Source organism: Streptomyces luteolus, from assembly GCF_029968015.1.
Lineage (GTDB): Bacteria > Actinomycetota > Actinomycetes > Streptomycetales > Streptomycetaceae > Streptomyces > Streptomyces luteolus.
The window spans coordinates 97,291-116,090 of sequence record NZ_JASCIS010000014.1 but is presented as its reverse complement, the minus strand read 5'-3'; the positions used below and the strand labels follow the sequence as shown (position 1 = coordinate 116,090).

At 72.8% G+C, this 18,800-nt stretch carries 17 protein-coding genes and 2 pseudogenes; 9 read left to right on the top strand and 10 right to left on the bottom strand.

What is annotated here, in order from left to right; all coding sequences use genetic code 11:
* Positions 1-83: 83 nt before the first annotated feature.
* The 6 genes from QIT00_RS16215 to QIT00_RS16190 all read right to left on the bottom strand — a co-directional run bounded on the left by QIT00_RS16215 (position 84) and on the right by QIT00_RS16190 (position 6,967).
* Positions 84-701 carry a VanZ family protein gene (locus QIT00_RS16215; protein ID WP_282535972.1) on the bottom strand — a complete coding sequence of 206 codons (618 nt, stop codon included), beginning with the start codon at positions 699-701 and terminating at the stop codon, positions 84-86.
* Between the two features lie 84 nt (positions 702-785).
* On the bottom strand, positions 786-1,379 hold the full coding sequence (locus QIT00_RS16210; protein ID WP_282535971.1) for a hypothetical protein: 594 nt from the start codon (positions 1,377-1,379) through the stop codon (positions 786-788).
* 65 nt (positions 1,380-1,444) lie between these two features.
* Positions 1,445-2,536, bottom strand: a complete 1,092-nt coding sequence (locus tag QIT00_RS16205) for a mechanosensitive ion channel family protein (RefSeq protein ID WP_282535970.1) — start codon at positions 2,534-2,536, stop codon at positions 1,445-1,447.
* Between the two features lie 265 nt (positions 2,537-2,801).
* The gene (locus tag QIT00_RS16200; RefSeq protein ID WP_282535969.1) at positions 2,802-4,871 is read right to left on the bottom strand and encodes a phosphocholine-specific phospholipase C; all 2,070 of its coding nucleotides are present in this window, start codon (positions 4,869-4,871) and stop codon (positions 2,802-2,804) included.
* A 147-nt stretch (positions 4,872-5,018) separates the two neighbouring features.
* Positions 5,019-5,954, bottom strand: a complete 936-nt coding sequence (locus QIT00_RS16195) for a diacylglycerol kinase catalytic domain-containing protein (protein ID WP_282535968.1) — start codon at positions 5,952-5,954, stop codon at positions 5,019-5,021.
* Positions 5,951-6,967, bottom strand: a complete 1,017-nt coding sequence (locus QIT00_RS16190) for an SPFH domain-containing protein (RefSeq protein WP_282535967.1) — start codon at positions 6,965-6,967, stop codon at positions 5,951-5,953. The genes QIT00_RS16195 and QIT00_RS16190 overlap by 4 nt, the downstream gene beginning before the upstream one ends.
* 437 nt (positions 6,968-7,404) lie before the next feature.
* Between QIT00_RS16190 and QIT00_RS16185 the strand changes: the two genes are divergently transcribed.
* Both QIT00_RS16185 and QIT00_RS16180 read left to right on the top strand, forming a co-directional pair.
* Entirely contained in the window at positions 7,405-8,205 is an 801-nt protein-coding gene (locus tag QIT00_RS16185; protein WP_282535966.1) for a sulfite exporter TauE/SafE family protein, read from the top strand.
* Between the two features lie 56 nt (positions 8,206-8,261).
* Positions 8,262-8,732, top strand: coding sequence for a hypothetical protein (locus QIT00_RS16180; protein WP_282535965.1), 471 nt, complete (start codon positions 8,262-8,264; stop codon positions 8,730-8,732).
* 18 nt (positions 8,733-8,750) lie between these two features.
* Here QIT00_RS16180 and QIT00_RS16175 read toward each other — a convergent pair.
* Positions 8,751-9,125: pseudogene (locus tag QIT00_RS16175) on the bottom strand (crotonase/enoyl-CoA hydratase family protein); the annotation flags it as partial.
* Positions 9,126-9,366: 241 nt separating this feature from the next.
* On the opposite strand from QIT00_RS16175, the gene QIT00_RS16170 reads away from it, so the two are divergent.
* Positions 9,367-11,325, top strand: a complete 1,959-nt coding sequence (locus tag QIT00_RS16170) for an ABC transporter ATP-binding protein (RefSeq protein WP_282535964.1) — start codon at positions 9,367-9,369, stop codon at positions 11,323-11,325.
* 25 nt (positions 11,326-11,350) lie between these two features.
* Here QIT00_RS16170 and QIT00_RS16165 read toward each other — a convergent pair whose 3' ends face one another.
* On the bottom strand, positions 11,351-11,692 hold the full coding sequence (locus QIT00_RS16165) for a VOC family protein (protein ID WP_282535963.1): 342 nt from the start codon (positions 11,690-11,692) through the stop codon (positions 11,351-11,353).
* Between the two features lie 129 nt (positions 11,693-11,821).
* On the opposite strand from QIT00_RS16165, the gene QIT00_RS16160 reads away from it, so the two are divergent.
* From QIT00_RS16160 to QIT00_RS16145, 5 genes and pseudogenes are all read left to right on the top strand, one after another.
* Positions 11,822-12,019, top strand: a complete 198-nt coding sequence (locus tag QIT00_RS16160) for a hypothetical protein (RefSeq protein ID WP_408909787.1) — start codon at positions 11,822-11,824, stop codon at positions 12,017-12,019.
* Positions 11,962-12,366 (top strand): nitroreductase/quinone reductase family protein, encoded by a 405-nt coding sequence (locus QIT00_RS38945; RefSeq protein WP_408909785.1) that lies wholly within the window; start codon positions 11,962-11,964, stop codon positions 12,364-12,366. Before QIT00_RS16160 ends, QIT00_RS38945 begins: the two co-directional genes overlap by 58 nt.
* Positions 12,367-12,917: 551 nt before the next feature.
* Positions 12,918-13,193: pseudogene (locus QIT00_RS38940) on the top strand (ABC transporter substrate-binding protein); the annotation flags it as partial.
* Between the two features lie 96 nt (positions 13,194-13,289).
* Entirely contained in the window at positions 13,290-14,267 is a 978-nt protein-coding gene (locus QIT00_RS16150) for an acetylxylan esterase (RefSeq protein ID WP_282535962.1), read from the top strand.
* A gap of 108 nt (positions 14,268-14,375) precedes the next feature.
* On the top strand, positions 14,376-15,608 hold the full coding sequence (locus tag QIT00_RS16145) for a transglycosylase family protein (RefSeq protein WP_282535961.1): 1,233 nt from the start codon (positions 14,376-14,378) through the stop codon (positions 15,606-15,608).
* A 15-nt stretch (positions 15,609-15,623) separates the two neighbouring features.
* Here the strand turns inward: QIT00_RS16145 and QIT00_RS16140 are convergent, their stop codons facing one another.
* Positions 15,624-16,619 carry a DMT family transporter gene (locus QIT00_RS16140; RefSeq protein WP_282535960.1) on the bottom strand — a complete coding sequence of 332 codons (996 nt, stop codon included), beginning with the start codon at positions 16,617-16,619 and terminating at the stop codon, positions 15,624-15,626.
* A 215-nt stretch (positions 16,620-16,834) separates the two neighbouring features.
* On the opposite strand from QIT00_RS16140, the gene QIT00_RS16135 reads away from it, so the two are divergent.
* Positions 16,835-17,530: a (2Fe-2S)-binding protein gene (locus tag QIT00_RS16135; RefSeq protein WP_282535959.1), complete on the top strand. Its 696-nt coding sequence runs from the start codon at positions 16,835-16,837 to the stop codon at positions 17,528-17,530.
* Positions 17,531-17,773: 243 nt separating this feature from the next.
* Here the strand turns inward: QIT00_RS16135 and QIT00_RS16130 are convergent, their stop codons facing one another.
* Positions 17,774-18,796: an ABC transporter permease gene (locus tag QIT00_RS16130; RefSeq protein WP_282535958.1), complete on the bottom strand. Its 1,023-nt coding sequence runs from the start codon at positions 18,794-18,796 to the stop codon at positions 17,774-17,776.
* Between the last annotated feature and the right edge of the window lie 4 nt (positions 18,797-18,800).

The following is an 18,800-nucleotide window of genomic DNA, read 5'->3' as shown; positions in this document are numbered from 1 at the left end:
AGGGAGGGCCGCTCCGGGGAGATCCGGGGCGGCCCTCCGGCGGTTTCCCGACCGCCTGGGCTCTCGGCGACTCCGCACCCCGGTCAGGTCTGGGTACCGGAAGCGGTACGTCGTCGGCCGAACTGCCGCCACCAGGTGGGGCGCGGTGGGTGGACGGCGCGGCCGAGGCGTCGGCCGAGGAAGAGATAGCCGAGGAGGGCGCCGGTGGTGTTCAGGACGACGTCGTCGACGTCGAAGGCCCGGCCGGTGACGAGCGCGCCCTGCACCAGCTCGACCAGGAGCATCACCCCGGCCGTGGTGAGCGCCACCCGCAGGCGGCCTCGGGTACGCGGGAACAGCAGCGGCAGCAGCACCCCGAACGGCACACCGAGCGCCACGTTGCCGCCCAACTGCTTGACCGCGTCGAGGACTTCGGGCTGCGCCAGGTACTGCCGGATGGACGATCCGGGCTGCAGATTGCTGTGCGTCAGCGCCTCCGAGGCGGGCTGCGGGCTGACGGTCAGGCGCGCCAGTACGACGGCGAAGGCGGCCATGGCCGCGAAGGCCACGGCCATCAGCAGCAGCCGGGCGAGCAGCGGCAGTCGCGGCCCGGGAGTGCTCTTGTCCGGCTGCGCGCGCGGGCCCGCGAAGGACCGCCGCCGACGCGACCGGCGTGAACCGGTCGCGCCCGTGGTGCTGTCGCCCGCCTTTGTTCGTGCCATGGTGACCCCTTTCGACGCCCGGAGTCCTCGGTCACGTACGGAGGACCGTCTTCCAGAGGTGCGTCTTCCAAGGGGAGGGCGTGTTCAATCCTCGAAGTGCGCGTCGAGCACCTCGTCAAGATCCGTGGCCCACCGCTTCAGGGTCGCCTTGTCCGGGGCCTGGACCTCGGCCGGGTAGGCGCGGCGCGCGAGGGTGTGGGCGGTGACCGTGAAGCGGCGGCCGAAGCGGGACGTGGAGTGCTCCACGGCGCCGATCTCGTCCCAGTCGAACTCGGCCTCCTGGTCGTCGAGGCGGAAGCGGAGGCCGGCGCCGTCGACGGTGATGGAGCCGCGGTGGTCGGCGGCCTCGAAGGCGGGGCCTTCGGGCGTGTCGCCGTCCCCGTCCCCTTCGCCGTCCCCTTCGCCGTCGTCGTCCCCTTCGCCGTCGTCGTCCCCGGCCTCCGCTTCCCCGTGAGCCTTGGGCTCGTCGGCCTCCGCGTCGGCGGCTTCGGTCTCGTTCGCTGCGGCCTGTTCCTCGTCCTGCTCGGGCTCGGTCGCGGACGCGGGCTCGACGGGGGCGTCGGCGTCGTCCTCGGGCGCCACGGGCTTCGACGGGGTGATGCCGGGGATGAAGCCCGGGTCCGTCGACGCGGCGTGCACGTGCAGGGGAGCGGCGTTCTCGTCCATGCGCTTTTCCACGGTGCGCAGTATGGCCGATGGACCTGTGCCCGTGACCACCCGGACCCGACACAGTGCGACCGGAGTCAGGGAACCGGCGCGCCGTTCCCCCGCTGGAGCGGGATCGCGGCGGCGTCGAGCGGCGCGGAGCCCTCCTGCTGGAGTGCGACGGTGCGCGTCGGGGCGGGGACGCGGATGCCCTCGGCGCGGTAGCGCTGGTGCAGGCGCTTGATGAACTCGTGCTTGATCCTGTACTGGTCGCTGAACTCGCCGACGCCCAGGATCACCGTGAAGCCGATCCGCGAGTCGCCGAACGTGTGGAAGCGGACGGCCGGTTCGTGCTCCGGGTCGGCGCCCTCGACCTCCGCCATCACCTCGGCCACGACCTCGACCGTGACCCTCTCGACGTGCTCCAGGTCGCTGTCGTACCCGACGCCGGCCTGGACGAGGATCGTCAGCTCCTGTTCCGGCCGGGTGTAGTTGGTCATGTTGGTGCCGGACAGCTGGGCGTTGGGGATGATCACGAGGTTGTTGGAGAGGTTGCGCACCACGGTGTTGCGCCAGTTGATGTCGACGACATAGCCCTCCTCGCCGCTGCTCAGCCGGATGTAGTCGCCCGGCTGCACGGTCTTCGACGCGAGGATGTGCACGCCCGCGAACAGGTTGGCGAGCGTGTCCTGGAGGGCGAGCGCGACGGCCAGACCACCCACGCCGAGCGCGGTGACCAGCGGCGCGATGGAGACGCCGAGGGTCTCGAGGACCACCAGGAAGCCGATGGCGATGACCACGACCCGCGTGATGTTCACGAAGATCGTGGCCGAACCCGCGACCCCCGTCCGGGACTGCGTGACCGACTGCACCGCGCCCGTGATCACCCGCGCCACGATCAGCGTGGCGACCAGGATGAGCAGCGCGCTCAGCGACCGGTTCACGACCGTCCGCACCGATGAGGTCAGCGGCAGCGCCCCCGCACCCGCGGCCGCCCCCGCTATCGCCGCCGCCCACGGCGCGAGCGTGCGCAGCGCCGCCACAAGGACGTCGTCCCCGCGCCACCGGGTGCGCACCACGTGCCGGCCGAGCCAGCGCAGCACGAGCCGCAGCAGCAGCCCGGCGGCGATGCCCGCGGCGAGCGCGACGGCGGCGAGGAGCGCGTCGTGCGCGGTGAGGTCCCGGCTCATCGGGCACCGCCCGGGTCGGTCACGAGGCCCACGTGCTTGTTCAACTGGTCACCTGCTCGTCTCTCGGCTGCGCCTGCGTGTCTCCGGTACGGACAGGCCGTACGACCGGGTCGCACGCATGTGCCGGAAACGTGTGCATCAGGTGCCGGACGTACGGACGAGCCGGGGAGGCAAGGCGTCATCCTGCCGTATCCGTACGGGGGTTGAGACGCGGGGGCCGGGGTCCGGCTCGGTCGCCGGACCCCGGTCGGGGGAGCCGCAGGGTTCAGGCCGTACGGATCGCCGGGTCGCTCACGCCCAGCTTGCCCGTCTCGACGTGTCCGGCGAACCGGCGCAGGAACGTCGCGTCCGACTCGGACGTCACGGACACGTCGTACCAGCGCTTGCCCACCGAGAGGTCGACGGTGTGCTTCACCGTCTTGCCCGCCGCCACCGTGAAGGACTTGCCGGGGCCGCCGTACGCGTCGGTCAGGAGCAGGCGTGCCTCGGTGGAGCCCGTGTTGGTGAGGGCCAGGGCGAGGGTGCCGTCGGCGGTGACATGGCGGGCGGTGACCTCGGGTCCGGCGGTCCTGCCCGGGCCCCTGAAGGTGCGCAGGAAGCCGTTCGGGCCGTGCACCGTCAGGTTGTACGCGTCGTCGGAGTACTCCGAGTTCCAGGTGTCCGAGAGCGTCTTGCCCGCTTCGGTGGTGTACGTCCAGGGGCCGTCGGTGCGGTTGCCGGAGCGGACGTGGAAGGTGCCGCCGGCCTTCGCGCCCGCGCTGAACGTCAGCGTGTAGCGCCCGGAGGCCGGGGTGGCGGCGCCGTCCACGTGCGGGGCGTACGGCAGCGGGCGCGTGGGCCGCGAACCGGCTTCCTGGACGGGGAGTCGCGGCTGGGCCGGGGGCTTCGGTACGTAGCTGTCGTGGCGCTCGTTGTCCGGCGGGCGGTAGCCGTCCGTGCCGGGCAGCTCGGCCGGGTCCGTGTCCTTCAGGCCGAAGTCGAAGGCCGAGGTCAGATCGCCGCAGATGGCCTTGCGCCAGGGCGAGACGTTCGGCTCGGCCACGCCGAAGCGGCGCTCCATGAACCGCACGATCGAGGTGTGGTCGAAGGTCTCGGAGCAGACGTAACCGCCCGTCGACCACGGCGAGACGACCAGCATCGGCACGCGCTGCCCGAGCCCGTAGGGACCGGCTCCGTAGCCCATCCCGCCCTTGAAGAAGTCCAGGCTCGTGTCGACCGTCGACAGGCCCTGATCGGCGTCGGCCGGCGGGTACGGCGGCACCACGTGGTCGAAGTAGCCGTCGTTCTCGTCGTACGTGATGAACAGCGCCGTACGCGCCCACACCTCCGGGTCGGCGGTGAGCGCGTCCAGGACCTGGGAGATGTACCAGGCGCCGTAGTTCGCGGGCCAGTTGGGGTGCTCCGTGAACGCCTCGGGGGCGGCGATCCAGGAGATCTTCGGCAGCTTCCCGGCCTTCACGTCGGCCTTGAGCTGGTCGAAGAGACCGTCGCCCGCCTTGACGTTCGTCCCGGTGCGGGCCTTGTCGTACAGCGGGTTGCCGGGCTCGGCGTTCCGGTACTTGTTGAAGTAGAGCAGCGAGTTGTCGCCGTAGTTGCCCCGGTAGGCGTCGTCGATCCAGCCCCAGCCGCCGTCCGCGTCCAGGCCGTCGCCGATGTCCTGGTACACCTTCCAGGAGACCCCGGCCTTCTCCAGACGCTCCGGGTACGTCGTCCAGTCGTACCCTGCCTCCTGGTTGCCGAGCACAGGTCCGCCGCCCTGGCCGTCGTTGCCGGTGTGGCCGGAGAACATGTAGTAGCGGTTGGGGTCGGTGGCCCCGATGAACGAGCAGTGGTACGCGTCGCAGACGGTGAACGCGTCGGCGAGCGCGTAGTGGAACGGGATGTCCTCGCGCGTCAGATGGGCCATCGTGCCCGCCGACTTGGCCGGGATCCACTGGTCGTACCGCCCGTTGTTCCAGGCCTTGTGGCCGCCCGCCCAGTCGTGGTCGAGGCCCGCGATGAACTGCATGCCGAGGTCCTCCGCGTCCGGGTGGTACGGGAGCACCTCCTTGCCGCCGTCCGGCTGGTGGAACACGGACTTGCCGCTCGGCAGCGTCACCGGGCGCGGGTCGCCGAAGCCGCGGACACCCTTGAGCGCGCCGAAGTAGTGGTCGAAGGACCGGTTCTCCTGCATCAGGACCACGATGTGCTCGACGTCCTCGACGGTTCCGGTGCGGCGGGCGGCGGGAATGGCCGCGGCCCGCGCGATGCTGCCGGAGAGGGCGGCCGCGCCCGCGGTGGCGCCCGCGAACTGCAGGAAACGGCGGCGGTTGAGTTCGGGCTTGGGTGGGGTCATGAGTGGGGGGACCTCTGCCGGGGTCGGGAACTTGTTCGGACAAGTCAAGTGGAGTGGCAGAAGAGGGTCCAGGTCAAGAGGCTGGAGGATGGCGGTTGTGTGACCAGTTGGTTCGCGTCCTTCGGTACGGGTGCGGGTGCGCCGCCGTCAACCGGCCAGGTGCAGCGCCCTGTCCGCGACCCCGATCCGCACTGTCTGACCCCAGGTCAGGTCGAGCGCGTCGCCCTCCATGCCGTCCCCGAAGGCCACCAGCCGCTCCGACTCCACGGTCAGCCGCAGCACCTCGCCGGACCCGAGCAGCCCCTCGACCCGCGCCGTCCCGGTCGCCGGGGACGGCCACGCCTCGCGCACGAACCACGCCAACCGCCGTTCCGTGGGCGCGGGCAGGGCGAGCCCGCCGCCGCGCTGCAGCCACAGGGAACGCAGCCAGCCGGTGGCGCCGGTGCCGGTGCCGACGAGCACTCCGGAGGAGGCCTGCGGCTCCGCGGGCTCGCCCTCCGCGTGGGGCTTGTCCTCTGTGTCGGGCTTGTCCTCCGTGTCAGGAGCTAGGCGGTAGCGGGCGGTCTGGTGGCCGGGCGGGCCCAGGTAGATCTCGTTGAGCGCGAGCAGCCGCTGTGTGTCGTCGGCGACGGCCGCGACCATCGTCAACGCCTCCCGCGCGGCCCGCCCGGAGGCCGCGGCGGGCAGCAACTTCCGTGCGTCGGCGGCCCGATGGCGCACGAGCACACCCGGGTTGCGGCCCGGGTCGGTGTCGATCCCGACGACCGGCTGCCCGTCGAGGTACTTCGCCGCGTTGGCCACCAGACCGTCCTGGCCGACCACGACCACGACGTCCTCGGGCCCGAACAGGAACCGGTCCAGATCGGCCCGCTCGACCCGCGCCTGCCGCCAGCTCGACGGGACGGCGGCGGCCACCTCGGCGAGCGCCCGCAGGGTCCGGTGGTGCCGCTCGGCGACCTCGGCGATGTCCCGGCCGCGCGAGCCGAGGAAGTACGCGGCCTGCCCGTGCGTGCCGTGCCGGGCGAGCAACTCCTCGTACTCGGTGGTGCGGTGGACCAGGACGGCGCGGGGAGCGAGGCTCATCGCTCGCTCGCCGCGCTTCCGGTGGATCCGAGCCGCTCCAGGAACCCGGTCAGGACGTCCGGCGAGATCGTCAGGCTGTCGATGCGCGGCAGGTTCTCGGCGAGCCGGCCCGCGTTGAGGGCGGTCAGCGTGGCCGCGTCCACCTCGGCGTGCGCCCGCAGCCACGCGGTCTGCGCGTGCGCCCGCGCCTCGCCGACGGTACGGGCGGCGGCCGCCTCCGCCTCGGCGAGCCGTACCTTCCGGGCGGCCTCGGCGGTGCTCCGCACCTCGTCCGCGGAGGCGTTCTCCTCGGCCTCGCGCCGCGCGTTGGTGCCGCGCTGCTCCACCAACCGCTCCTCCCTGCGGGCGAGTTCGATCCGGCTCGCCAACTCGTTCTCGGCGATGGCCCGTTCCCGCTCCACCGCCACGGCCCGCCGCTCGTACGTGGCCCGGTCCGCCTCCTGCTGGATCTCCTCCCGCGCCGGGGTGCGCAGCGCCCGCTCCACTTCGGCCTCCGGCCGGATCGCGACGACCCGCACCGCGACCAGCTCGATCCCGGTGGCGGGCAGCCGCGGCTCCCGGCCGAGTCCGGTGGTGATCCGCTCCCGTGCCGCGTTGACGCCGTCGACGAGCGCGGCCGACAGGGCGGTACGGGCGAGTACGTCCAGGGCGTGCTGCTGCGCGGTCTCGGTGAGCAGCGTCGCCAACTGCTCCAGCGGGGCGCCTCGCCACTGCCCGGTGTCAGGGTCCACGGAGAAGTCGAGCCGTCCGGCGGCCGCGGCGGGATCGCTGATCCGGTACGTGACGGTGGCCTGCACGGTGACGTCCTGGAAGTCGGAGGTGCGGGCGTGGAACGCCATCTCCAACTCCCGGTCGTTCACGGGCACTTCGGAGAGCGCGGCGCTCAGTGAGCGGTACCAGAAGCTCAGTCCCGGCCCGTCGTGCACCAGCTTGCCGCCCCGGTGGTGCCGGATGTGGGCGGTCGGCGCGGAGCGCAGGTGGCGCAAGCCGAGGCGCCGGGTGATGTCGGCCATGGGTCCCCCTGGGGTCGGGCGAGGCTCTCCGGCCCGCTCTCTGTATTGGTCAGTACGACCATAAAGAAGGAGCCAGTTTTCGTCAAGGAGACGAAATCGAGGGGTGTGGAGAGAAGGGGGCGCCCGTCCGGCAGGCCGCCGCCGGACGGGCGCGCGGTCGGCCCTCCCCGCAGGCGGAGGGGAGCGACGAGGGCCGCGCTCCGGAAACGCATCGGTCGGCTGGCTCACCGACAAGCCAGCCGACCGGCACGTTCCGTACCCGCCCATCCTGCCCGCGCCGTGCGGCTCCCGGCGCCCGTGACCCTGTCCTCCGTATACCGAATTCCGGCGGAGGTGTGCGGCCTCCGTATACCGAGGTCGTGTGGGCGGGGCAGGTGGGACAGGTGGGAGGGGAGTCGGCGGCCGCCGAGATGGGTGCGCATACCATCGGTCTCCCTATGGACACCCTCACCCTGTGGGAGCTGGCCGCTCTCGCCTTCGCCTCAGCCCTCGTCGGCTTCTCCAAGACCGCCGTCAGCGGCGCCAATACGGTCAGCCTCGCGATCTTCGCGGCCGTACTGCCCGCTCGCGAGTCGACCGGTGTGCTGCTGCCCATCCTCATCGCGGGCGATGTGCTCGCCGTCCTCACCTACCGACGGCACGCGCACTGGCCCACGCTGTGGCGGCTCTTCCCGGCCGTGGCGCTCGGCGTGCTCGTCGGCGTGGTCTTCATGATGTGGGCGGACGACGCGGCCGTACGGACGTCGATCGGGGCGATCCTGCTGCTGATGGCGAGCGTCACGATGGCCCGGCGGCGCGGGGCGGGCAAGGCCGCCGAGGAAGTGCGGGACGAGGATGCGCCGGACGAGGATGCGCGGGGGGCGTCCGCGGTGGGCTCGCGGGCCGGGCGGATCAAGGCCCGCTCGTACGGTGTGCTCGGCGGTTTCACGACGATGGTCGCCAACGCGGGCGGCCCGGTGATGTCCCTCTACCTGCTCTCCGCGGGCTTCCGGAAACTCGGCTTCCTGGGTACGTCGGCCTGGTTCTTCCTCATCGTCAACACCTTCAAGGTCCCCTTCAGCGTGGGGCTCGGCCTGATCGACACCCGCTCCCTGCTGCTCGACGCCGCCATGCTGCTCTTCGTCGTGCCCGGCGCGTACCTCGGCAAGCGGTGCGTGGACCGGATCGACCAGCGGCTCTTCGAACGCCTGGTGATCGGCGCGACGATTCTGGGCGGACTGCAGCTGCTGCTGCGCTGAGGAGGCTGCCGGGCGGGCGGGTCGGCGCTCGCGGAGCAGCGGCTACGATCCAGGCCATGAGCGCATCTGATCAAGAGCGGGACGAGCAGCGGGAGTCCGAGCAGACGAAGGTTCCCGCTGGTGGGAGCGGGGAGGGCGGGGAGAGCGGCCCGAGCGGGGATGCCGCGCCCGAGTCCCGGGGGACGGCCGCCGCGCCCAGACTCGACGAGGAGGAGCAGGTCGACGGCGAAGCGGAGTCCGAGGAACCGGACGCGGACGCCGAGCCCCGGTCCGGGCTCGCCCCGCGCCAGGCCCGCCGCCTCCGCATAGCCGCCGCCTCCCTCCTCATGGCCGCCGCCGCGGCCGTGCTCGCCGTCCGTCTCGCGAGCCGCTCATCGGTCCTGGTCGTCGGCGTGTACGGCCTGCTGCTCATCCTCTGCGGCATCGTCATCGAGCTCAGCCGCCGCGGCCGTACCCGGCTGGGCAGTTGGGTGCTCGGCACGGGCCTGATCGCCGCGCTGCTCGCGGACTGGCGCCTGCTGCCCTGAGGCCCAGGCGCTCGCGGGTCACCCTTCCTCGAACGACCCGTGCCGCCCCACCCCCGAGGCGAAGCGTGCCGCGCCCTCCAAGGACTCCGCCAACACCCCGGCCCCGTACCGCAGTTCACGTCTCATCGCCTCCTCCTCCGGCAGCCCCTCCTGGTCGAGCACCGAGGCCCGGTCGCTGCGCAGGCAGGCCTGGGGGAAGCGGGCGATGGTCGCGGCGAGCTCCTCAGCCACCGCGCGCCCGGCCCGGCGGTACGAGGCAGTTGGCGAGCCCATCTCGTACGCCTCGCGCGCGGGCACCGCTCGGCCGGTCAGGATCAGGTCGAGGGCGCGGCTCGTGCCGATGAGGCGGGGGAGGCGGACGGTGCCGCCGTCGATCAGCGGAACGCCCCACCGCGTATGGCCCCCAGGGGGCGTCTCGCCGATCTTCGCGGGCCCGCGACGCCTGGCACGCGCAGGCCGTCGCGGCCTGCATGGAGATCGGCATGCACAACACCTCCCTCTCATGTACTTCACGGCGAGCGCGGCGGGGGTCCTGCTGCTACGGCGGTTCGAGCCGGCCGCTGCCGCCGCGACCTGACAGGTTTCGCGCTCACCGCTTGACCTAAACAATGCTTGAGGTTCTACCGTGCTGGACATGAGCATGGAAACCACAGCCTGGGTCCAGCTGCACAACGTCGTCACCGCGCAGCAGGACCGCCGCCCCTTCGCCCGCGCCACCCTGCGCCGCATCGGCGCCTTCGCCCGCCCGCACCGCCGCCGCATCATCCAGTTCGTGCTGCTCAGCGTGGTGACCGCGCTGCTCGCCGTGGCCACGCCGATGCTCGCCGGAGCCGTCGTGGACGCCATCGTGGGCGGGAAGGACCCCGGCCTCGTCGTCCGCCTCGCGCTGCTCATCGCCGTGATCGCGCTCGCCGAGGCCGGGTTCGGGCTCCTGAACCGGTGGCTCTCCGCGAGCCTCGGCGAGGACCTGATCCTCAACCTGCGGACCGCGGTCTTCGACCACGTACAGCGCATGCCCGTTGCGTTCTTCACGCGCACCCGCACCGGAGCCCTCGTCAGCCGACTCAACAACGACGTCATCGGCGCGCAGCGGGCCTTCTCCAACACCCTCTCCGGAGTGGTGTCCAACTTCGCGACGCTGCTGCTCACCCTCGCCGTGATGCTCAGCCTGTCCTGGCAGATCACCCTGCTCGCCCTGCTGCTCCTGCCCGTCTTCGTCGTGCCCGCCCGCCGCATGGGCAGCCGGATGGCCCGGCTCCAGCGCGAGGCCGCCGCCCACAACGCGGCCATGGGCACCCGGATGACGGAGCGGTTCTCGGCGCCCGGCGCGACCCTCGTCAAGCTGTTCGGGCGGCCCGGCGACGAGTCCGCCGAGTTCGCCGCCCGCGCGCGCAGGGTCCGCGACATCGGCGTCCGCACCGCCATGGCGCAGTCCGCGTTCATCACCGCACTCACCCTGGTCTCCGCCCTCGCGCTCGCCCTGGTCTACGGGCTCGGCGGCTGGTTCGCGCTCGCGGGCACCCTCGAACCCGGCGCGGTCGTCGCCCTCGCCCTGCTCCTGACCCGGCTCTACGCCCCGCTGACCGCGCTCGCCGGGGCCCGCGTCGAGGTGATGAGCGCCCTCGTCAGCTTCGAGCGGGTCTTCGAGGTGCTCGACCTCAAGCCCCTGATCGAGGAGAAGCCCGACGCCCGCGCCGTGCCCGAAGGCCCGGTCGCCGTCGAGTTCGAGGACGTCCGCTTCGCCTACCCGTCCGCCGACAAGGTCTCCCTGGCCTCACTCGAAGAGGTCGCCGCACTCGACACCCGCGGCGGCGACGAAGTCCTGCGCGGCGTCTCCTTCCGCGCGGAGCCCGGCCAGACCGTCGCGCTCGTCGGCTCCTCCGGCGCCGGCAAGTCCACGATCGCCCAGCTCGTGCCCCGCCTCTACGACGCCGACTCCGGAGCCGTACGCCTCGGGGGCGTGGACGTACGGGAGTTGAGCGCCGCATCCGTGCGGGCCACCCTCGGGATGGTCACGCAGGACGGGCACCTCTTCCACGAGTCCGTCCGCGCCAACCTGCTGCTCGCCCGACCGGCCGCCGACGAGGACGCGCTCTGGGACGCGCTGCGCCGGGCCCGCCTCGACGAGCTGATCGCGTCCCTGCCGGACGGCCTCGACACCGTCGTCGGCGAGCGCGGCTACCGGCTCTCCGGCGGCGAGCGCCAGCGCCTCACCATCGCCCGGCTGCTGCTCGCCCGGCAGCGCGTGGTGATCCTCGACGAGGCGACCGCCCACCTCGACAACACCTCCGAGGCCGCCGTCCAGCAGGCCCTCACCGAGGCACTCGCCGACCGCACCGCCGTCGTCATCGCCCACCGCCTGTCCACGGTCCGCGCAGCCGACCTGATCCTCGTCGTCGAGGACGGCCGCATCGTGGAGCGCGGCCGCCACGAGGACCTCCTGGCGGCCGACGGACGGTACGCGGAGCTGTACCGGACCCAGTTCGCGTCCCAGTCGGACCCGGGCGAGCCGATCCCGGCCGTCCAACTCCCGTACAAGAAGGGCCTGTCGGCGGGGGACGAGGTCGAGCCGGTCACGGTGTCCGGCGGGTGAGCGGCGGCCCAGGGGCGGCGCCCGGTCAGAGCGGGGCGCCGCCGAAGCCGATCTCGTTCCCGTCCGGGTCGCGGTACGTGGCCTTGCGCACCCCGTTCTCGTACGTCTCCCGCAGTACGGGTTCGAGGCCGCGCTCGGCCATCGCCACGACGCGCTCGTCGAAATCGCTGACGAACAGGGTGTGAAAGGCGTGACCTGCGCGTTCCGGCAACAGCTCGATGTAGACGGACCGGTTCTCCGCGAGTTCCCAGACGGCCTCGACGTCATTGGGGAAGAACGTCGCGGGAACGCCGAACAGTCGCTCGTACCAGGCGAGGGCCGCCGCGTAGTCGGTCACGGGGATTCCGGCGAAGAGGGCGAGTTCCATGCCGTCAATCGTAGGGAGCCCGCCCTGTCCCGTCCCCTTGAACGCCGCACCGGGGCGCGGGCGACACCGGCGCGCCTGTGGTGACGAGGCGGCGGCCGGACCCGGGAACAGGCGGGTGGGGCAGGGGCGTTGACGTACGCGACCCACGTACCCGTGACCGGTATGGCCCAGGACGGCGTGGTGATCAGCCCCACCGGCTGGGTCGCCGAGCAGGCCAGGCTCTACGCGGAGTCCGGCGGCACCCAGGGCACCACGATCCGGGGCGTGCCCTGCCTGCTGCTCGACTACGGGGGCGGCGCACCGGCCAGTGGCGGCGCACCGTACTGATCTACGTCACGCACCGTGACGACCACCTGATCGTCGCCTCCACGAGCTGTTCGCGCCGTACGCCACGTACTAACAGAAGACCTCGCGGGACATCCCGTGCTGCGGCTGCGGCTGCGGCGCGTGACGGGCTGACCGGCCGCTCCCCGCCGGTGCGGCGGGCCGACCGGCCGCTGACTTCGGTGCGCGTCCGCTGCTGTTGCGCGGTGGGCGCCGGGCGCACAGGGTTGCTTGTGGCGCAGCCCGCCCGCCCCACGCCCGCCGCGCGCCGCCCGCACACCGGCCGCCCGCCGCCCGCACCCGGGGATCCGCAGGCGTGGACCCGCCGTACGAGGGAACGCGTGGCCTAGGAGGAGTTCCCCATGACACATCCCAACCCCGACCCCGTACCTCCCGCTCCGACACCGGGACCCGTGCCGCCAGGCCCAGGACCAGGCCCGGACCGGCCCGATCCCTTCCCGTCCCCGGTCCCGGACCCGCAGCCCCAGCCGGGGCCGCCCGAGCCGTCGCCGTCCCCGGTCCCGAAGCCGCCGGGGCCCGACCCGGTCCCGGAACCGGAACCGCAGCCGGGGCCGATCCGCTAGCGGATCGGGAGGGTGCCGACGGACCGGTTCCCGTAGCGGATGATCCGGGTCGACGGACCGATCCGGTGTCGGATGATCCGGGACGACGGAGCGATCCGGCGTCGGATGATCCGGGACGACGGACCCGGCCTCGATCCTCGCGTAGTCGCGCCTGGTGGAAGCCCCAGCGACGGGCCCACCGGGCGCGCTTGGTAGCGTGCCGGGGCCAGTCGAGCCACATCCGAGGCCAGGGAATCCGGTGCGAATCCGGAACTGACGCGCAGCGGTGAGGGGGACGGGCGGGGCACTTGACGCCACTGGGCTGCACGGGCCGGTCGCTGGCAGGTCTTCGGACTCGGGTTCGCCCGGACGGAGCGCCTTCCCGGAGGTCCGTTCCGGTCGCGGGCGGTGACGCGGCCTCCACGGGGAAGGCGACCGCCAAGGGCTACCCACGCACCCTCGACAACTGCGGCCACCAGGTGACCCTGAAGAGCGCGCCCCGGCACGCCGTCTCCCTCAACCAGGGAACCACCGAGATCCTGCTCTCCCTCGGCCTCGCGGACCCCCTCGCGGCCACCGCCACCTGGACCGACCCGGTGATGAAGGGCCTGGAGGCGGGGCTCTGGCCACGCGCCCCGTAATCGGACATGCTGCGACGCGTCAGGGACGAAGCCGAGTCTGAGAAGCCGAGTCAGAGGGGACTGCCGCTCATGGCGTTGTTCGATCTGCCGCTCGACCAGCTGCGCACGTACCACCCGGAGCACCCCGCGCCGGACGACTTCGACGAGTTCTGGCTGAAGACGCTGGCCGAGGCGCGCGAGCACGATCTGGCGGCACGGTTCGAGCCGGTCGAGGTGCCGCTCGCCGGGGTGCGGGTCCTCGACGTCACGTACGCGGGCTTCGGCGGCCACCCCGTGAAGGGCTGGCTGATCCTGCCCGCCGACGCCGAGGGACCGCTGCCCGCGGTGGTCGAGTACATCGGGTACGGGGGCGGGCGCGGCCTGCCGCACATGCATCTGCTGTGGGCCACCGCCGGGTTCGCGCACTTCGTGATGGACACGCGCGGGCAGGGCAGCGGCGGCTGGGCGCAGGGCGACACCCCTGATCCGGTGGGCAGTTCACCCGCCTACCCCGGCTTCATGACGCGCGGCGTCGAGGACCCGCACACCTACTACTACCGGCGGGTGTTCACCGACGCCGTGCGCGCCGTGGAGGCCGCCCGCTCGCACCCGCTGGTGGACGCCGCGCGCGTCGCCGTCGCCGGGGGCAGCCAGGGCGGCGGCATCTCGATCGCGGTGAGCGGGCTCGTCCCCGACCTCGCGGCGGTCCTGCCGGACGTGCCGTTCCTCTGCGACTTCCCGCGCGCCGCGAGCCTCACCGACAACCCGCCGTACAGCGAGATCGCCCTCTACCTCAAGTCCCGCAGGCTCGGCGGGGACGCGGTCTTCCGTACGCTGTCCTACTTCGACGGCGTGCACTTCGCGGCCCGCGCGCAGGCCCCCGCGCTGTTCTCGGTCGCGCTGCGGGATATGACCTGCCCGCCGTCAACGGTGTTCGGCGCGTTCAACGCGTACGCGGGCGAGGACAAGTCGATCGAGGTGTACGAGTTCAACGAGCACGAGGGCGGCGGACCCTACCAGCAGGCCGCACAACTGCGTTGGCTCCCAAGGTACTTGACTGCTCCGTGAGCCGACCTCTTGTCAGGCGCCGTCGGCGGCGCCTACGTTGGCGGCGCTCGACACTTCCGGGGGAACACGGACATGTCCCCCTACGAGAACGTGGCTTGAGGGGAACCCATGGGCTTACGCGGCCGGCACCGCCGGTACAAGGCGAGCAGGATCAACCGGGCCTCGCTCACCGTCACGGCCGGCGGGGCCGGAATGGCGCTCCCGCTCGTCGGCGGCACCGCGCACGCGGCCGGCGCGGACACCTGGGACAAGGTGGCCGCCTGCGAATCCACCAGCAACTGGTCGATCAACACGGGCAACGGCTACTTCGGCGGGCTGCAGTTCGCCCAGTCCACGTGGGAGGCGTACGGCGGCACCGCGTACGCCCCGCGCGCCGACCTCGCCACCCGTGAGCAGCAGATCGCGGTCGCCGAGAAGGTCCTCGACGCGCAGGGGCCGGGCGCGTGGCCCCACTGTTCGACCCGAGCGGGCCTGGCGAAGGGCGCCGAGGGTGCCGAGGGCGCCGAGGGTGCCGAGGGTGCTCAGGACGCCCTGGTGAGCCGGATCAAGGGCCGCGCCGCGCCCCGCCAGGCCGTACGCCCCGAGACCACTCCGCAGTCCAACGCGGGCAAGGCCGAGCTCTACACCGTCGTACGCGGCGACAGCCTCTCCACGATCGCGGACGCCGAGGACGTCGAGGGCGGCTGGAAGGGCCTGTACGCGGCGAACCGCAAGGTCGTCGGCGCGGACCCGGACCTGATCGTGCCGGGCCAGCGGCTCGCGCTCCGCGGCGGCAGCGGCGGCACGACGGTCGAGCGCACGCCGGAACGAGCGGAGCCCAAGTCCAAGCCCGAGTCCAAGCCACAACCGAAGCCGAAGCCGAAGCCGGAACCGAAGCCGAAGCCGGAACCGAAGCCCGAGAAGCAGACCGAGCGGGCGGCGTCCACGCCGAAGGGCGGCGGCCTCAGCGCACCGGTCGCCGCGAGCCCCAGCACGCCCTACCGCGCCTCCGGCGGATCTTGGGCCAGCGGCTACCACACGGGCGTCGACTTCGCCGTACCGACCGGCACGTCGGTGCGGGCCGTCGCCGGGGGCCGGGTCGTCTCGGCGGGCTGGGGCGGTGCGTACGGCTACGAGGTGGTGATCCGGCACGCCGACGGCCGCTACAGCCAGTACGCTCACCTCTCCGCACTCACCGTACGGACCGGCCAGGACGTCGGCCCTGGCCAGCGCATCGCCCGCTCCGGCTCCACCGGCAACTCCACGGGCCCCCACCTCCACTTCGAGATCCGCACGGGCCCCGGCTACGGCTCGGACGTGGACCCGCTGGCGTATCTGCGGGCGGGCGGGGTGCGGATCTGAGACCCTCTCCTCGCTTCACGACCGCACGCGGTGCCAGAAGTGCCGGTCGCCCGCGCCGGGCGGCTGGTCCGGGATCTCTTCGAGGCGCCGCAGCTCCGCCGGGTCCAGGTCGCCCAGGCCGTCGAGGGCCGCCGGGTCGTTCGGCACCAGGGGCAGAGGCGGCGCGGGGGCGTGCGCGGTGCCCGTGCGGTGGATGCGCTCCGTCGTCAGCATGACCAGGCCGCCCGCCGCCACGGCGCCGAAGAGCAGCGCGCCGACCGCCCCCGCCGTGCCGTACCGGAACGACTCGCCGAACAGTGTCAGGCCGACGGTCGCGGCGACCACCGGGTTCACCACCGTCACGACCGCGAGCGGGACCGCGAGGCCCGCGCCCCGGTACGCGGCCTGCGAGAGCAGCAGTCCGCCGGTCGCGAGGACCGCGATCACGAGCAGGCTCGACGCGCCTGTCAGGCCCGCGCCCGAGGTCAGGTCCACGGTGACCGTCTTCGTGAACACGGAGGCGATGCCGAACGAGATGCCCGAGGCCGTCGCGAGCAGCAGGCTGCGCATCACCGGGATGCGCGTCGCCGCCCGCGCGGCAGCCATCAGGGCGGCGACCGACCCGAACGTCACCAGGGCGAGCGACAGCCGCTCCGGCCCGGCCAGGGAGTCCGACCCGGCGTTCCCGGCGAGCGAGAGGAGCCCGGCGAGGCCCACGGTGGCGAGGACCGCACCGCGCCAGGCGGTCGGCCCGGCCCCGCGGCCGACGAAGAGGGCCGCCATCGGCAGCGCGAACACGATGGTCAGGGCGCCCAGCGGCTGCACCAGGCTGAGCGGACCGAACGCGAGCGCCGCCACGTGCAGGGCGGCGCCCAGACCGTTCAGGCCGACGGCGATCCACCAGCCGGGCCGGCGCACCGGGGCGTACGTGTGGGTGTCGGTGACCGCCACGCGCTCCTGGACGATCGCCCCGCCCGCGTAGGCGACGGCGGACACGAGCGAGAGCAGCACTGCCAGTACGAGGGCGCTCATCGGCGCCTCCTTGCCAGATCCTGCGGCTCGTGCGGTGAACGGTCGCCTTCCATAACGTCCACGATGACGCGGACATTCCGCTACGTCGTCGTCCCTGAGCAGGCATTCCCTCGTACTGCCGATGGAGTACACCCCTCGCCCGCGTCCAACCGGGGGTGGTGATCCTTGGCCAGACCCATGGCCGTGCCTGTGCCGGAGCCCGTCATCATGGGGCGGTGGATCTTCGACTGCTCAGCTCCGTCGGCGGCTTCTTCGCCTTGCGTACGGGACGGCCGGCGGCTGCCGTTCCGCTGGCACGGGTGTACGGGGAGGAGGCAGGCGCCCCGGACCCGCTCGCACTCCGTGTCGACAAAGTGACCGCGCGGCTCGGGGCGCCGGAGGCGCGGATCGGCGTGTCCGTGGCCCAGTTGGGGCTCGCCGCGCGCCTCTGGTCCGTGAGCCTCGGGGCCGCCGCGCTGTACGGCCGGGCCCTGGACCTCGACCCGGCGCGGCTGTGCTGGGACCCGGACGGTACGAGCCCGGACGACCTGTGGCTGGACGAGGTGCGCACGCTGCCGCTCGACGCGCTCGCCGGGAGCGTCGTCGACGGGCACCTTGCCCCGCTGGGCGCTGCGCTGCGCCGCCGGCACCGGATCGCGGGGCCACTGTTGTGGGGCAACGCGGGCTCTGCGCTTGCGGGGGCGGTGCGGGAGCTGCACATCTGGGCGCTGCGTGAGGGCCGTCCCGAGGTCGCGGGCCGCGCCCTCGACTTGGGCCTGGTTCTGTTCCGCCGCCCGGAGCTTTCCGGCACGGGCACCCTCGACACCGGCTCTGAGCCCCCGAGCTTCCGGCGCCGCAGCTGCTGCCTCTACTACCGCTGCCCGGGTGGGGGAGTGTGCGGCGACTGCTGCTTCGACCGCCCGCCGAGCTGATTTCTCCCCTCCCCGCCCCTTCCCGAAATCCTGCGGAGCTTCGGGGCTCCGCCCCGGACCCCGCTCCTCAATCGCCGGAGGGGCTGAATTCACGTGCCCCGACAGGGGCGCGGGGAACTGCGCGACCAGCCACGATGGCGCCGCAGACGAACGACGAAGCCCGGGGTCCGGGGGCGCAGCCCCCGAAGCTGCTGCAAGCTTTCGGGAAGGGGCGGGGAGGGGATAGATCGGCCCGCCGAACCCCTACACCATCCTCCGCCTCCGCCCCAACCACGTCTGCGCGACCACCACCAGCGCCAGGAACCCCCCGCTCACCACCTGCTGGTAAGCAGAATCCAGCGAACCGATCTGGTTGATGACGTTCTGGATCACCTTCAGGAGCAGCACCCCGACCAGCGAGCCGCTGATGAAGCCGAAGCCGCCAGAGAGCAGCGTCCCGCCGATCACCACGGCCGCGATCGCCTCCAGCTCCATGCCGCTGCCGAGGATCGTCACGCCCGACACCAGCCAGGCCGCGTTCAGCGCTCCGGCGAAGCCCGCGCACAGCCCCGACAGCGTGTAGACGGCGACCTTCGTACGGGCCACGGGCGCGCCCATCAGTGCCGCCGCGTCCTCGTTGCCGCCCACCGCGTACACGTACTGCCCGAAGCGCGTGCGGCGCAGCACAACGGCGCCCGCGACGAACAGCAGGGCCGTGATCCACACCGGCAGGCCGACGCCGAGCAGCTTCTCCTGGCCGAGGCGGGCGAAGAACGCGGACTCGTCGACGAGATACGTGGTGGAGCCCTCGTCGGTGACCGCGAGCAGGACGCCGCGCGCGAGCAGCATCGCCGCGAGCGTGACGATGAACGGGGCGAGCCGGGCCCGCGCGATCAGCAGCCCGTTGACCAGGCCGATGAGCCCGCACACCGCGAGCGGCAGGGCGAGCGCGACGAGCGTGCCGTACTGCGAACCCCAGGCCGCGAGTACCCCGCCGAGCGCGAACAGGGAGCCCACCGACAGGTCGATGCCGCCGGTGACGATGACGAAGGTCATGCCGAGCGCGACCACGGCGAGGAACGCCGAGGACACCGCCATGTTCTCCAGGTTGTCGCCGGTCAGGAACGAGTCGAAGCCGACGCTCGCGACCGCGGAGAGCGCCAACAGGGCGACGAGCGCGCCGTGTTGCTGGGCGAGGGCGGTGAGCCGTTCGCCGCGGCTCGCGCCCAGCGGTTCGTCGTCGGCGAGGGGACCGGCCACGGTGGTCTCCGTGCGGGTGGCGGTCATCGCT

Coding starts and splice junctions, on each gene's coding strand:
- QIT00_RS16215 (WP_282535972.1), bottom strand. CDS start 701: ATGGCACGAACAAAGGCGGGCGACAGCACCACGGGCGCGACCGGTTCA.
- QIT00_RS16205 (WP_282535970.1), bottom strand. CDS start 2,536: ATGAGCCGGGACCTCACCGCGCACGACGCGCTCCTCGCCGCCGTCGCG.
- QIT00_RS16200 (WP_282535969.1), bottom strand. CDS start 4,871: ATGACCCCACCCAAGCCCGAACTCAACCGCCGCCGTTTCCTGCAGTTC.
- QIT00_RS16195 (WP_282535968.1), bottom strand. CDS start 5,954: ATGAGCCTCGCTCCCCGCGCCGTCCTGGTCCACCGCACCACCGAGTAC.
- QIT00_RS16190 (WP_282535967.1), bottom strand. CDS start 6,967: ATGGCCGACATCACCCGGCGCCTCGGCTTGCGCCACCTGCGCTCCGCG.
- QIT00_RS16185 (WP_282535966.1), top strand. CDS start 7,405: ATGGACACCCTCACCCTGTGGGAGCTGGCCGCTCTCGCCTTCGCCTCA.
- QIT00_RS16180 (WP_282535965.1), top strand. CDS start 8,262: ATGAGCGCATCTGATCAAGAGCGGGACGAGCAGCGGGAGTCCGAGCAG.
- QIT00_RS16170 (WP_282535964.1), top strand. CDS start 9,367: ATGAGCATGGAAACCACAGCCTGGGTCCAGCTGCACAACGTCGTCACC.
- QIT00_RS16165 (WP_282535963.1), bottom strand. CDS start 11,692: ATGGAACTCGCCCTCTTCGCCGGAATCCCCGTGACCGACTACGCGGCG.
- QIT00_RS16150 (WP_282535962.1), top strand. CDS start 13,290: ATGGCGTTGTTCGATCTGCCGCTCGACCAGCTGCGCACGTACCACCCG.
- QIT00_RS16145 (WP_282535961.1), top strand. CDS start 14,376: ATGGGCTTACGCGGCCGGCACCGCCGGTACAAGGCGAGCAGGATCAAC.
- QIT00_RS16140 (WP_282535960.1), bottom strand. CDS start 16,619: ATGAGCGCCCTCGTACTGGCAGTGCTGCTCTCGCTCGTGTCCGCCGTC.
- QIT00_RS16130 (WP_282535958.1), bottom strand. CDS start 18,796: ATGACCGCCACCCGCACGGAGACCACCGTGGCCGGTCCCCTCGCCGAC.